We start from the raw sequence: 14,626 nt of genomic DNA, 5'->3' as shown, positions 1-14,626 counted from the left end.
TCCCAGTTTGCGAGGATTGGGCGCCCGACGCCTCGTCCCTCCCTATTGATGTTGAGAAAGCCCTTGCCCGGCCCCCCCCGGCGAGTCCATCATAGCCGTTGTTCCGATCGGCGTTGCGTCGGTCGGATCGCCGGAGAATCGGAGATCGCAAGTCAGGGCTCGAGCCCGGACCTCGAGGATTGTCCTCCTGCATCTTCCTGCTCGCTCCAGGCGCAAACTTTCGCGAAAAACGGAGCCGACGACATGCGAGTTTCGAATTCGTGGCACTGCATCCCCGCCGTGTTGCTCGCCTTCGGGATCGTGGCCCTTCCGGGCTGCGGCGGCGAGGAGACGACCCCTCCGCCGGGCCAGCCCGCCGAGCCCAGCAAGATCGGCCAGATGGAGCACAACGCCGCTGAGGCCATTCACAAGGGCGTGGATAAGGCCAAGGAATACGGGGCCAAGGCCGCCGACAAGACGGGTCAGGTCGTCGAGAAGGCCGGGACCGCCATCGAGAAGGCCGGCGAGAAGCTCGAGAAGGCCGCCGTTGAGACGGTGAAAGAGAAAGCCGGAGAGACCGCCGCCAAGGTCGTCGAAGGGGCCGGCAAGGTCGTCGAGAAGGCCGGCGCCGGCCTCGAAAAGGGCGGCGAGAAGATCCAGGACGCCGTCAAGAAAGAGTGACGTCGCGATCGCGATCGAAACATTCGGCGCCCGCCGAGGGCGCCGAGCCATCCCCTTGCGACAACCGACGACCCTCGTCGGTTGTGCCATGGCCGATCCTGCTCAAATGAACGCCCCCCAGGGAAGGCCGCGTCGGGCCGTCCCGGGGGTCGTCGACTTTTCGGGCCTCACGGTTTCGATAATTCGTTAGCCACGGATGAAACACGGATGGAACACGAATAAATCAAGAGAACGATCAACAGATTACGCAGATTAACACAGACACTCGATTCAAACAAATTTTAATATTTTATTCAATTTCCAATCTGTGTCATCTGCTGATAATTCTTCGATCTCTTGATTTATCCGTGTTTCATCCGTGGCTAAAAGGTCTCTTCTTTGACCTGTGGCGGATCCTACGTCGTTGTCCTCAATGATCATCCTTCAAGGCCGACTTCCCCTCGACCAGATACGCACTTAACACCTTGTCGAACTTTTCTACGTCGTAATTGTTAACGAGCAAGACGTACCCGATCCTTTGGTCCGGATACAACACGGAACGGCTCGTGAAGCCCGGGTTCTCCCCGCTGTGCCCGTAGTTGACACCGAGCGGCGTTTCCTCTATGACGATGCCCAGGCCCAACGACGTTCTTGGTCGACTCGGAATCGTCACTTGCTGGTTTCGGAGCATCTCCTTGGACGTCGCCGCGGCGAGGCCCTTGCCCTCGAGGACGGCGATGAGAAACCTGGCGTAATTTTTGGCGTCGACGTGGAGGCTCGCCGCCATGTTGGGGTCGTCCCACTTGATCGTCTGTAACGGGGTCGTGCCGTTGTGGCCCGTCGCGGCGAGTCGCGCGACGCCCTCGTCCCAGACGAGCGAGGCGTTTTCGATCCCGAGCGGTGCGAACACCTCCTCACGGCAGAGGTCGACGAGCGTCTTGCCCGTCACGTGCTCGACGACCTTACCGAGGTAGACGAAGCCCTCGCCCGAGTAGGTAAACTCCGAACCCGGCATGACCTTAAAACCAAGCTTTCCCGATCGCCAGTTCGGCAGGCCGGTCCGGTGCGTGAGCACCATCCTGGCCGTGATGCGCTTGTGGCGATCGTCGTGGGCCAGGTCTTCGCAGGGCAGATAGGTGTAGAGCGGTGTCTCGAGGTCGAGGACGCCTCGATCCACAAGCCGGAGCACCATGTATGAGAGAACCGGTTTCGTCATGGAGGCGGCTTCGAACACGGTGTCGTCCGTCACCGGCTCCCTGGTCGTCGTGTTCTTGACGCCGAACCCGTGGTGGTAGATGACCTTGAAATCTTTGATCACGGCGACCGAGATGCCCGGAATTTTGTAGTAATCGAGATACGTTTTCACGAAGCGGTCGAACTTGGCCGGGTTGAACGGTCCCCCGCCCCGTAGTACCCCACCCGTGCCGATCAGCCCCGGCCAGGGGATGGGCGTGACGGGGAGGAGGTCGGCCCTCGCGGTCTGGGCGGCTTCGACGGTGATATCGACGTGGGGCTCTTCCTCGACCCGGAGGCCCGCACTATCCACCGAGTGGATCGTGTACGGACCGACGGGAAGGTGGTCGGCCTTGTAAGTTCCCTTCGGGTCGACGATCGCCGTCCGCCACAACGCTCCGTGGCGGGACGACTGGATGCGGACTCGAGTCGGCAGGGCCGCCGACCACGGGTCCTTCCAGGCAACGGATCCGGTCGCCTCGCCGAATTGCGTTCCGGGATTCACGAGGAGGAATTCGCCGCGAAGGGCGGAATGAGAAACCAGGCGGTTCGGCATGTTGATCTTCTGCGGCCCGCGCCCCCAGGCGGCCCAGGAGAACGAGCCGTCCGCGTCCTTGTCCGCCACGGCGATGTCAAACCCGATCACGCGGTCAGGATCGAGCTCGCTGGCGACCTCGATGCGCCACTCATAGAGGAGCCGCGAATCCTCCCGGACGACCGCGACCTTCACCGACGATTCGGACACTCCAGGCGGTCCGACGACCCGGTTATGACCGCCGTATCGAGAGTACTGAGTGAAAGGCGATCCACTGTTGTCATGGAGCACATTGAGGAAGACTTCACAACCGTCCCGGCCATCCCAACGGGATTCCCCAGGACCGTCGAGAATGGTCGAATCGTCGTCAACCTCGACGGCGACGTAGAGGGCATGCTCTCCGGGGTTGTAGGCGAGCCGGAAGTGGGCCTTCAGGTCGCGATCTCCGCCAAGCCTGTCACCATATTCGACGCGGTCGATGGGGAAGGCTTGCAACCCTTTCGGCCAATCTCCCAGATTACCGTCGATGGTGATCCCATTTGCAGGGTAGGCGATGCCGACCACGCCGGTCTGCCCGGAAGCGGAGCCTGACCCGAGCAGCGTCGCGCCAAGGATGACGAGGGCACACCGGTTGAGCGACCACGACTTGAGAGAAGAGGTCATCAGCGATCATTCCTCGTGGGCTCGATGAGACTCGAGTTTCGACGGGACGTAGTCCATTCCTCGGACGGGGCGATCGAACCAGGCTGCCCCGCGTCCTTGAGCGGCACACACGCCGAGCCGCGTCCTCCGACGGCATGCGGCGAACGGAACCCTCCCTCGTCCACACAACAGGCCTGCGATCCGTTGAACGAGAATCCAATGCAGGGCGGCTCGCAACACGCATCCGCGCCGCGACCGTCCTACTACAATTCGTCGTAATGCGTCTTATCCACGGTTCGCCGGAGGTCGTCAACCTCAATCAGCCACCCGTGGCTTCGCGGCAAAAGCTTCGAGCCCGACACTCAGGGCTTCCCGAGGGGGAAGGACTCGACGGTGAGGGGAAGGCCGACCACGGGAACCTGGTCGCCCGACGAGAGCTGGTCCACGCGCGACTTGACAAAGGGGAGGAGTTCGTAGAGCTCGACCACGCCATCTCGGTTGACGTCGGCGTCGCCGGCCAGGCCGCTCACCAGGGCCTGGGTGAAGTAGCCGTGGCCCCCTTCCTCGATCGCTTCCTGGTCCCCGCGGGCGCCGCAGAGGATTGCGAGGCCGTATTCGTTGACCAGGGATCCGGCCAGGGCGTCGGTCGACCGCGACAGACCGCCGGGCTTTCGAGCCTTCTTCTGAGCCTTCCGCGACGCCTCGCCGAAGCTCCCGGAGTAGCAGGCGTCGAGGACGAGCAAGGTCGTGCAGGGCAAATCGCCGATCGCCCGCTCGAGGTCGCCGTCGGAGATCGCGGTCGACTTCAGGTCGTCGAGCTTCGCGTCGGTGGGGAGGATGCAGAACCTCCAGGCGAGCCGGTTGTCGCCATGTCCCGCGTAGTAGACCACGGCCTTGTCCCCCGGCTTCGCGGCGTCCTTCAACCAGCGGAAGCTCTTGAGCATATTGGCACGCGTAGCCTGGCCGTCGACCAGGATCCGGGCCTGGACGGCCTTGTAGAGCGATCGGCTGTGCTGCTGGAACGCCTCGACGACCGAGCGGGCGTCGGGCCCGGCGCTGCCGAGCTGGAAGCGCGAGCCGAGATGGGCGTAGCGGTTGATGCCGACGGCCAGGACGTACAACGTCCCCGACGACTTCGCGGCGCCCGCCTCGTCCCCGCGGACGATCTCGACGCGTTCGGAGACCCCCTTGCTGACGGCGCTCTCGGCCTGGACGGCGAGGGTGTGTCGGCCCTGAGGCATCTCGACCGTCCACGCCCCGCGCCCCTCGCGGAGGCTCGCGTCAGAGATCACCTTGAGCCCGTCGGGGACGGGGCGGCCGTCGAGCAGGAGCCGGAGTGAAGTCAGGGGGTGCGCTCCCGAGCTCGAGGCGATCGCCTCGACGGACAGGGACGGGGTCTCGATCCGGGTCCGGCCGGCCTTCGGCGAGGTGATGGCCACTTTCGGGGGGAGGATCTCGGCGACTTCGACCGGTCGCCCCTCTCTTCCCCCGGCCGCGTCGGCACCGGCGAGGGCCGACTCCAGGCTCCCGTCCTCGAGCAGTCGCTTGATCACGTCGGGGCGGTAGAGCGTCCTGCGGAACTGCGAAGCGGGATAATACGACGCCATGGCGTTCATCCCCCGGCCCACGCGCCAGCCGATGAACGGCTCGCCCCCCGGCGAGGCGGCATAATAGCCGCCCGGGGTCGAAACGATCCAGTCGCCGCCGTCGGTCACGTAGAGGACCAGCAGGGTCGCCGCCCGCTCGGACGACCAGACTCGCAGGACGTGGTCGAAGGCCGCGGTGAGGAAGTAGCGACGGTCGGGCGACGGGCCAATCGCCCGGACAGCCCCGAGGTGGCCCTGGTACCGTCGGATCAGTTTGCCCGTCTTGGCCTCGACCATGGTGAGGTCACCGAAGAGGCTCCCTACGAGCAGGCGGTCGTCGTCGAGCCAGGTGACGCAGCCGGGCTGTCCGCCGAGGGGCGCGGTGTCGATCCGGTTCAAAACCTCCTGGCCCCGCACGACGGCGATCGTCTTCGGCCCTTCGGCCTTGAAGGCGAGGTCGCCGGACGTGCTCCGCCCTCGGACCATCGCCCCATGCGGCTCGCCCAGCTCGAGCGTGTCGAACCGGAACGAATGGTCGAGCGGCCCGTGGTCGTTCTGCCTGGGGGCGCGGTCGCGGTAGAGCTCGTTTCCCCAGACGATCTCGTGCCCGTCCGGCCCCCAGCCGGCGCTCCATTTCACGCTCCCCTTGCCTCGGAGCTGATGCCGAGGCTCACCGTCCTCCGTACGCCAGATCCGCAGATCCGCGGGGTCGTCCCCCGCGGTGGCGGCGAGCACGCCGTCGGGCGAGACCGCCCCACAGAGGACTCGGAAGGTCGACTGGTCGAAGCGCGACAGGGGTTTTCCCGACTCGAGGTCGAGGACGACCGCCCCCGACTCGGGCTTCGGGGTCTTGGCCGTGCTCCAGGTGTAGAGCAGCTTGCGTGAGCCTCCCACGAATCTCACCTGGCCGACTTTCCCGGGGACGGCGATGCTCTTTTGGACCTTGCCGGTCAGGTCCCAGGCCACAACCTTGGAGTCGGACGTTCCCGAAACCAGACGAGAGCCGTCCGGGGCCCAGGCCACAGAAGTCGCGTGGGTCTCCTTCGGCAACTCGGCGACGGTAGCCCCATCCTCGATTGACCACACGATCGCCCCACCGTCGGCAAAGACTGCAGCCAGGCGGCTTCCGTCGGGAGAGTACGCAACCTGATGGACGCGGATCTTGCGCGTGGAGAACGTCCGCACAACCCGGCCGGTCTTCACGTCCCAGGTCCGGGCGGTCCCGTCGCCGCTGGCCGTCGCCACCTGCTGGCCGTCGGGGGAGAACGCGACACTCTCGATGGAGCTCGAGTGGCCGTCCAACGAGCGGACGAGCCGGCCGGATTCGAGATCGATCAGATATGCGTGGGGATAATAGCCGGCGACGGCGATCGTCCGGCCGTCGGGAGCGACGGCGACCGCGAAGAGCTCGCCAATCCTTCGGCGCCCCGAGGGGGGACGGAAGGTCGAGGCAAGGTTCCCGCTCGCGACCTCCCAGACCCGGACGCTCTTGTCGAACGAGACCGAGACCAGCGACCGACCATCGGGGGTGAAGGCCACGTCGGTGACCCTCGCCTGGTGCCCCCCCGAGTCGAAGACCGGCGTGGGCTGCCCCTGGATCTCGCGGACGCGGACATTGCGGAAGGCGACGGAGTCTTCACGTCCCCGAAGGCCGATCCGCCCACCGGTCCGGAAGAGGCCGGGGTGTGCCGTCGCGTCCTGTCGCCGGGCGTCGAGGTCGAAGTCCTGGATCGTCACGTCGTTGAGGGAGACGAAGATTTTCCGGTTCTGCGCGACGATACGGAGCCGGTTCCACTCGCCCACGGGCCTCGCAACCGACCGCAACGGAGGAGAAACGCCGAGGATCGCGCCATGGCGTTCTTCGGGTTTCAGGCCTCGGTGGATCCCCTCGTCGACCAGTCGCACCTCCCAGCCTGCCGTCGACGGGTCGCCCGAGGCCTGGCACCGGAGCGCGACCCCGACGTCTGCGCTCTCGCCGAGCTTGTACTCAAGGCCAAGCTCGAAATCCGAGTAGTCCGTCTCGGTGAAGATCGCGCCGAGGTCGCCGGCGAACCGAACCTCGCCTTCGGCCGTCGACCAGAGTTTGGGATCCCCCACGACGACGCTCCACCCGCCCAGGTCGTCTCCGTTGAACAAGGCCTGGCCAGCGTCCGCCTCGCCGACGTCCGTCGTCCAGATTGTGTCCGTGGGATTCTCGGGCTTCGCCACCGCACCTGACGAGACCATGAGGATCGTCGTCGCCGCGTGCAAGGCCTCGTCGGGCTGCCCCTGGCGGAGCGCACGGAGCAGGGCGTCGGAGAGGTCGACCGTCAACGACCGCGGAAAAACGTCGAGGGCCTCGGGGTCAGGCCAGACGAAGATGCGGTGGTCCTTCTTCGTGATGAGGATCGTCAGCCCCCCCGGACCTCGACGCCCCGCCTCGGCGATCGCGCGATCGCGAGGGCTCTGCCCGCCCAGCGACTCGGCGGTCACGACGTAGATCGGGTGTCGTTTGGCCTTCTCGAACGCGCGGAGACTCTCCACCCCTCGGGCCGCAGCCGCCCCCGAGAAGAGCCGGGCCTCGTCGAAAACCCCCGAGCCCAAACCTCCGGAAGCGTTCTTCGCGACGCATACAGTCGCGGACAGAACGACGAGCACGACGACCTCAAGGCCCTGGCGCATCGTGGATGACTCCTCCCGAATGGGCCGCCTACCGTGATCCCCGGCCGAAGCTCGACTCGACGACATTCGGAGCCTATCAACGCCGACCCCTGGCGTGACGAGGAGTCCCAACGAAGGAACTCCAGCACTCGACCTGTTTTGGGATTGGGGTGGCGCTTTCCCCTCGACAGACTATCTACGATCGGGGCCAGGATTGGGACTTCGCCCCGGCGATTTCCGAAAAACCTCAATCTCCCCATACGAACGAATATCGATTCGGCCAGCCTGGCGTTGCGTTCACCCACTTCACCGACCCCAGGCCGATCCCAGGCAAGTTTGGCGAAGCGGCGGTTCGCACCAACGCCACCCCCGTGGACATCCAGGGCGGCGGATGTCATCCTTGGTTGATGAGGGGGCGAGGACGAGTAACACAACAGGTGGAGGGGAAAATGACCACGCTGAAGGATCGGTGGCTCCCAACGCTGGTGTTTTGGTGGCTCCCAGCGCTGTTGTTTCCCCCGATTCTCATTGTCTCCCAGAGCATGTGCCTCCTGCCGTACCCGGCATTCCTCGGCATCGTCGCCGACCTCCTCCTCATCGCGTCCAGGTTTTCGATTCTCTCTATATTTATATCTCCATTATTTATTATTTATTTTTTGATCACAAGTCTTATTTTTTGCCACACCGATGGCGAGTTCGTGAAACGGATCTCGAAGGCACTGGCGTGCGGGTGCTTTCTTGTGCTCACGATCCTGGCCTTGAGATCGACATGGTCGTTTCGGCACCAGGCGTTCGTCCGGGCTTCCCGCGTGTGAGACGGCATCGTGCAAGCCCTCGCACAGTATCGTCGCGACAAGGGTGATTACCCGGAGGAACTCAGCCTCCTCGTCCCCCGATATCTCCCGCAAATACCCAGCACCCAAATGATTGGATATCCTGACTGGATCTACAGCAAGGGCCGGAACGACCTCGATCGGAAGCCCGACACGTACGAACTGAAGATCAACTGCCCATCCGGCATCTTCAACTTCGATTGGTTCATCTACTGGCCGTCGGAGAATTACCCCAAGAGGATTCAGGACAACGGAGTCGAACGGATTCGCACCTGGGCCTACATCCACGAATGAAAACCGATCGTCGAGCAAGTTCCCATCGATGCGTCATGCCCCAGTCGATCCGGTGAGCATCGTGCGACGATAGAGAGTCCAAGGGCTGAAGGTTCGCCTTGCAACCTCCCCTCAAACGTCGGTTCACTTCTCGTGGAACCGGTAAGCCTTGCCGACCTTGAGCTCGGCCGTCTTGCCCCCCTCGTAGCGGATGTCGAGCTGGGCGGGTTCGCCGCTTCGGGCCGGGGGCGGGGCGTGACGGTTCACGGATCTGGGAGCGATCCGGGCGTTCTCCCAGTCGTCCTCGCCGGTCCAGCGAAATTGGTAGAGGAGGGGCGTGTTAGACTCGTTCCGCAAGCGAATGCCGGGGTCACTTGCGAGCGAGTAGGCGTAGGGCTTTTGCGAGATCTGTTTGATCGGTTGTCCGAGGGCCCTGTGGCGATGGGCCCAGGCGACGAAGGTCTCCTCGGTTTCGGCTCGCACCCGCTCGAAGAACTCGGGCCAGGAGATGAAGCTGTCACGGGCCTGGTCGAACCAGGAGTTTGGGGTCAGGACCAGCTTCCCGAACGTCCGGGTGAAGATCCCGCCGTCCTGGTCGTCGCCGACAAGGAGAACCCAACTTGTCTTCATATAATTTTCACTAAAACCTCTGCCGACAAAAACGGCAAGGGATGCCTCGCGTGACCACTCAAGGTCAACGAAACACGCGTTCGATACGAACAGGGCGAAACACATAAATCCGACAGGGTCGTTGAACGGGATGAAGGCATGTTCGAGGCGTGCTTCCATCGATGCATGGAGCCTCGCCAGGTCTTCGTGATCGGTAGTGCGGGGCCATTCGCGGGATTCGAGAACTTTTTGGCCAGGTCGAGCGTCTGGATGGTCACGAAGCGTATGGGATCGCGTTCTGTTGCGGGACAGACTGCTTGCCGATCTTCCCACCGCTTGTCCGGCCCTCGAGGACGATGACCGCCGAGCCAGGCCCAACACGTTGAGCCCTGAACGGGTCTTGCGGTCAACATCCGAGTTCCGCTACTCGACAGTACAAGCCCGAAGCGCAAGCGAGTGAATGATTTTCGACGTCTGCGGGATGGATCCACTCGCTTGCGCTTCGGGCTTGTAATAGTCCGTCCGAGAGAATGAACCCGGTCTGCGAGGTCCCTGGAGGGATCGGCAGCGACTGCGGCAGAACGCCGGTTTTGAAGAATATGCCGGGTTTCGAACCCGTCACACGCCGGGCTCGGGGTGATGAACCGGGCCCGGCGTCCTACCATCAGCGTAGTCGATCCCTTTTCCGCCCAAGCCTCCTGCAAACCGTGGAGTAGGACCGGTTCCTCCCGGTACAATCGGGGAGGCCGGCCTCTTTTCGAGGAGCTATCGCGATGTCGGACACTGAGACGTTCCAGGATCTGATCGGACGAGTCCGTGCGGGCGAGGACACGGCAGCGGCGGAGCTCGTCCGCCGGTTCGAGCCGATGGTCCGACGCGCGGCCAGGGTCCGACTGGCGGACCCTCGGCTCGGTCGCGTCCTCGATTCCATGGACATCTGCCAGTCCGTCATGGCCAGCTTCTTCGTCCGCGCGGCGATGGGGCAGTACGAGCTCGACACGCCCGACCAGCTCATGCGACTGCTGGCGACGATGGCCAAGAACAAACTCGCGAATCAGGCGAACGGCCAACGCGCCGCGCGTCGCGACGTCCGTCGCGTCGACCAGGGCGCGTTCGAGGCCGTCGAAGTCGCCGGGAAGGACGCGACCCCGAGCCGGATCTGCTCGGCCCGCGAGCTCCTGCAAGAGGCCCAGGCGCGGCTGTCTCCCGACGAACGACGCCTGCTGGAACTCCGCCAGGAAGGCCGGGAGTGGGCCGAGGTCGCCGCGGAGCAGGGGGGGAACGCCGAAGCCCTCCGCAAGAAGCTCTCTCGGGCCGTCTCTCGAGTCGCCCGAGAGATCGGCCTGGACGAATCCGACGATGGCTGATTCCCTCGACCAGCCAACCCCATTCCCCCCCTCCGGGCTCGAATCGGCGGAAGGCGGGCCGACTCCCCCCATCCCGGTGATCCTCGACGACCAGAGGAACCGCTGGAGGCGCGGAGAGCCGGCCACGGTCGAAGACTACCTCGCAAGATTCCCGACCCTCGGCGATGATCCCGAGGGGCTGCTCGACCTGATCTACAACGAGGTCGTCCTGCGCGAGGAGCGTGGGCAAGCCGCCTCCCTCGGCGAGTACCAAGCCCGCTTCCCCGACCTCGCCGCCCCCCTCCGCGACCTCTTCGAAATCCACGGCGCGATCGACAACGTCTCCCATCAGTCGACGATCCTTGACTCCGAGGATGAGGGCTCCGAAGTCGCGACCGTCCTGCCTATCGAGGAGTCCTCGTCCATCGAGGCCGTCATCCTCGAACCCGCCGACTTCACGGCCGAGTCGGTCGCCCTCGGGTCGTCCGAGCCCCCGCCGCTTCCAATCCCTTTGCCGACCTCCGCGAAGGAATGGCCGATCCTCGACGGCTACGACATCGTCGACGTCCTCGGCCGAGGGGGGATGGGGGTCGTCTACCGGGCCAGGGATCGGAACCGGGGGGTCGACGTCGCGGTCAAGACAATGCAGCGGGTCGACCCCGGCGCGATCTACCGGTTCAAGCAAGAGTTTCGCACGCTGCTGGACGTCTCCCACCCGAACCTGATCACCCTGTACGAGCTGATTTCCGACGGGCGGTCGTGGTTCATCGTGATGGAGTTGCTCGACGCGGTCGACTTCCTCGAGTACGTCCGCCGAGGGTCGCGGCCGATGGGGCAACTCGCCCTGGCCGCCCGCCCGAACGCCTCCGACCGATCGAAGGGGCTCGGGACCGACCAGAGGATCCGCCTCCGCAAAGCCCTCCGACAGCTCGCCGAGGGCCTGACGGCCCTGCACCAGGCCGGGAAGCTGCACCGCGACATCAAGCCTTCGAACGTCCTGGTCGCGCGACAAGGGCGCGTCGTGGTGATGGACTTCGGCCTGGCGGTCGAGCAGGAGCAAGGCGACAGCACCGAAGGGCAGCTCGTCGGGACGGCGGGCTACATGGCCCCCGAGCAGGCCGCCGGGCAGCACCTGACCCAGGCGAGCGACTGGTACGCCGTCGGCGTCATCTTATATGAAGCGCTCACGGGCCGACTCCCGTTCGTCGGCGGCTCGCTCCAGGTCCTTATGGACAAGCAGCGCCTCGAGCCGAAGCCCCCGCGCGACCTGAACGCCGAGGTCCCCGAGGACCTGAACGCCCTCTGCGTCGAACTCCTCCGGCGCGACCCTCGCCAACGCCCCTCCGGTCGCGAGGTCCTCAAGCGCCTCGGCGCCGCCGAGGACGAAGCACCGGAGGCAATCTCGACGATCCCGGGGACCGAGCTCCCGTTCGTCGGCCGGGAGTCGCAACGCGCCGCCATGACCGGGGCGCTCGAGGCCCTCTCCGGCGGGAGCCCCGTCGTCGTCTTCGTCCGGGGACGCTCCGGCGTCGGCAAGAGCGCGCTCGTCCAGAAGTTCCTCGACGGCCTGAGCGTGCGAGAAGACGCGGTGGTCCTCTCGGGGCGCTGCTACGAACGCGAGTCGGTCCCTTACAAGGCGCTCGACAGCCTGATCGACGCCCTCAGCCGATACCTCCGGCGCCTCCCGTCGCACGCGGTCAAGGAGGTCCTCCCGCGCGACGTGGGCCCGCTCGCCCGGGTCTTCCCGGTGCTCCGGCGGGTCGACGCCGTGGCCGCCTCGCCCCGGCGCGACGTCGAAATCCCCGACCCCCAACAGCTTCGCCGACGGGCGTATGCGGCCCTCCGCGAGCTCCTCGCCCGCCTGGGCGACCGCCAGCCGCTCGTCCTTGCGATCGACGACCTCCAGTGGGGCGACTCCGACAGCCTGGCCGTCCTCTCCGAGATCCTCCGCCCCCCCGACCCACCGGTCTTCCTCCTGCTCGGCTGCTACCGCACCGAGGAGGCTTCGGAGAACGCCTTCCTCCTGGCGCTCCGGGATTGGACCGATTCGGAGTCGTTCGACCACCGAGTCCTGGACGTCGACCCGCTCTCGCACGCCGAGTCGAAAGCCCTCGCCACGCGCCTGCTCGGCGGGCAAGGCCCCGTCGTCGAGGGCCAGGCCGAGGCGATCGCCCGGGAGTCGGGGGGGAACCCGTTCTTCGTCGCCGAGCTCGTCCGTTCGGTGCAGGGGGCAGGGGGGGGCGACACGCCCCACAGCGCCGGCGACCCGATCGCGCTCGACGAGGTGCTCTGGTCACGGGTCGTGCGGCTCCCGGCCGAGGCGAGGGAGCTCCTCGAAGTCGTCTCCGTTTCGGGCAGGCCGCTCCAACCGTCCGTCGCCTGGCAATGTCTCGCGCGCGACGTCGGCGACGAGCGAGCGGCCCTCGCCCTCCTGCGGTCGGCGAGGCTCGTCCGGGTCGCCGGCAGCTCCTCCGAGGGGGACCAGGTCGAGACCTACCACGACCGAGTCCGTGAGACCGTCGTCGCGCACCTCCCGGCGAAGACCCTGACCGAACGACACCGGCGACTCGCCGTCGCGCTCGAGGCCACCGGGAGGGCTGACCCCGAAGTCCTGGGCGTCCACTTCCAGGAGGCCGGCATCCTCGATCGGGCCGGCGGCCATTTCGCCGTCGCCGCCGCGCAGGCGGCCGAGGCGCTCGCGTTCGACCGCGCGGCGACCCTCTACCGGCTCGCCATCGACCTCCGGCCCCGAGGGGCCGGCACCGTCGAAGACGTCGAGGCTCGCCGCCTCCGCTCGGAGCTCGGCCAGGCGCTCGAGAACGCGGGCCGGGGGGCCGAGTCCGCCAATGCCTATCTCTCGGCCTGCCAGGGCTCCAGCGTCGCCGAGGCCCTCGAGCTCCGACGCCGGGCCGCCATGCAATTCCTCATCAGCGGCCACATCGACCAGGGCCTGGAGGCGCTCCGCGACGTGCTCCGGGCCGTCGGGATGACGCTGCCGCGCTCGCCGTATCGCGCCCTCGCCTCGCTCCTCCTCCGCCGAGGGCTGCTCCGCCTCCGGGGCCTGGGGTTCCGGCCTCGGGACACGAGCCAGCTCTCCCCGGCCGACCTCAGCCGGATCGACGTGAGCTGGTCGGCCGGCATCGGCCTGAGCAACGTCGACTGGATCCGAGGGGCCGACTTCCAGACCCGAGGCCTGCTCCTGGCCCTCAAGGCGGGCGAGCCCCTACGCATCGCCCGCGCCCTGGCCGTCGAGGCCGCCCAGACCTCCACGAGCGGACCCGCCGTCCACCATCGGACCGTGCGGCTCCTCGACACGGCGGCGACCCTCGCCCAGCAGTCGGGCCAACCCTACGCGCCGGGGATGGTCACCCTGGCCGTCGGCGTCTCGTCATATCTGGAATGCCGGTGGCGGGCCGCCCTCGAGGCCTGCGACAAATCCGAGGTCATCTTCCGCGACCAATGCACGGGAGTCGCCTGGGAGCTCGACACCGCGCACGCCTACGCGCTCTGGGCCCTGTCGCACCTGGGCCTCTGGGACGAGCTCACCCGCCGAGTCCCGGTGCTGATCAACGAGGCCCTCGAGCGTGGCGACCTCTACGCGGCGATGAACTTGAGCACTTATATCATGTCGATCGCCCGCCTCGGGGCCGACGAACCGGCCGCGGCCCTCGAAGAGACCGGGCGGGTGATGAGCCAGTGGTCGCAGGACGGCTACCACGTCCAGCACAACGACCTGGTCTGGGCCACCGTCCAGATCGAGCTCTACCTCGGCAAGGGGCAGTCGGCCTGGGAACGGATCCGGAAGCACTGGCCGATCCTTTCGAAGTCGCTGCTCCTCCGCGTCCAGTTCATCCGAGTCGCGATGTGGGGCCTGCGGGCGCGTTGCGCCCTCTCCGCCGCCTCGACCGGCGAAGGGGACCCCGCCCTCTATCTCCGCGAGGCCTCGAAGGCCATCGCCCGGCTCGACCGCGAGGTCATCCCCTGGGCGGCCGCCCAATCCGCGCTCGCCCGCGCAGGGCTCGCGTCGCTCCAGGGTCGCCAGGACGAGTGCGTCACCCGCCTCCGCGCCGCCGCCTCGGGCTTCCGCACGGCCGACATGGCCCTCTGCGCCGCGGTCGCCGAACACCGGCTCGGCAACCTGCTCGGCGGCGACGAGGGCCTCGCCCTCCGCAACCAGGCCGACGCCTGGATGTCCACCCAAGCCATCCGCCGCCCCGACCACATCGCCTCCATGTTCGCCCCCGGCTTTCCGATGTAACACCAGTGATTCAATTATATTTATTTTCATGT

General features: G+C 66.2%; 8 protein-coding genes. 5 read left to right on the top strand and 3 right to left on the bottom strand.

Annotation, left to right across the window (positions count from 1 at the left end; translation table 11 throughout):
• Positions 1–243 precede the first annotated feature (243 nt).
• On the top strand, positions 244–660 hold the full coding sequence (locus tag ACYOEI_RS37520) for a hypothetical protein (protein ID WP_462855570.1): 417 nt from the start codon (positions 244–246) through the stop codon (positions 658–660).
• A gap of 409 nt (positions 661–1,069) precedes the next feature.
• Here the strand turns inward: ACYOEI_RS37520 and ACYOEI_RS37515 are convergent, their stop codons facing one another.
• Both ACYOEI_RS37515 and ACYOEI_RS37510 read right to left on the bottom strand, forming a co-directional pair.
• Positions 1,070–3,070 carry a serine hydrolase gene (locus tag ACYOEI_RS37515; RefSeq protein WP_462855569.1) on the bottom strand — a complete coding sequence of 667 codons (2,001 nt, stop codon included), beginning with the start codon at positions 3,068–3,070 and terminating at the stop codon, positions 1,070–1,072.
• 341 nt (positions 3,071–3,411) lie between these two features.
• Positions 3,412–7,296 carry a 3-keto-alpha-glucoside-1,2-lyase-like domain-containing protein gene (locus tag ACYOEI_RS37510; RefSeq protein ID WP_462855568.1) on the bottom strand — a complete coding sequence of 1,295 codons (3,885 nt, stop codon included), beginning with the start codon at positions 7,294–7,296 and terminating at the stop codon, positions 3,412–3,414.
• Positions 7,297–7,445: 149 nt separating this feature from the next.
• Between ACYOEI_RS37510 and ACYOEI_RS37505 the strand changes: the two genes are divergently transcribed.
• The gene (locus ACYOEI_RS37505; RefSeq protein ID WP_462855566.1) at positions 7,446–8,090 is read left to right on the top strand and encodes a hypothetical protein; all 645 of its coding nucleotides are present in this window, start codon (positions 7,446–7,448) and stop codon (positions 8,088–8,090) included.
• Positions 8,091–8,099: 9 nt separating this feature from the next.
• The gene (locus tag ACYOEI_RS37500) at positions 8,100–8,402 is read left to right on the top strand and encodes a hypothetical protein (RefSeq protein WP_462855565.1); all 303 of its coding nucleotides are present in this window, start codon (positions 8,100–8,102) and stop codon (positions 8,400–8,402) included.
• 123 nt (positions 8,403–8,525) lie between these two features.
• Here ACYOEI_RS37500 and ACYOEI_RS37495 read toward each other — a convergent pair whose 3' ends face one another.
• The gene (locus ACYOEI_RS37495; protein WP_462855564.1) at positions 8,526–9,011 is read right to left on the bottom strand and encodes a hypothetical protein; all 486 of its coding nucleotides are present in this window, start codon (positions 9,009–9,011) and stop codon (positions 8,526–8,528) included.
• Between the two features lie 752 nt (positions 9,012–9,763).
• Here ACYOEI_RS37495 and ACYOEI_RS37490 point away from each other — a divergent pair.
• Both ACYOEI_RS37490 and ACYOEI_RS37485 read left to right on the top strand, forming a co-directional pair.
• The gene (locus ACYOEI_RS37490; protein WP_462855562.1) at positions 9,764–10,357 is read left to right on the top strand and encodes an RNA polymerase sigma factor; all 594 of its coding nucleotides are present in this window, start codon (positions 9,764–9,766) and stop codon (positions 10,355–10,357) included.
• Positions 10,350–14,594, top strand: coding sequence for a serine/threonine-protein kinase (locus ACYOEI_RS37485; protein ID WP_462855561.1), 4,245 nt, complete (start codon positions 10,350–10,352; stop codon positions 14,592–14,594). Before ACYOEI_RS37490 ends, ACYOEI_RS37485 begins: the two co-directional genes overlap by 8 nt.
• The last annotated feature ends 32 nt before the right edge of the window (positions 14,595–14,626 follow it).

The organism is Singulisphaera rosea, from assembly GCF_054877945.1.
This window is presented reverse-complemented; position numbering and strand designations above follow the sequence as displayed.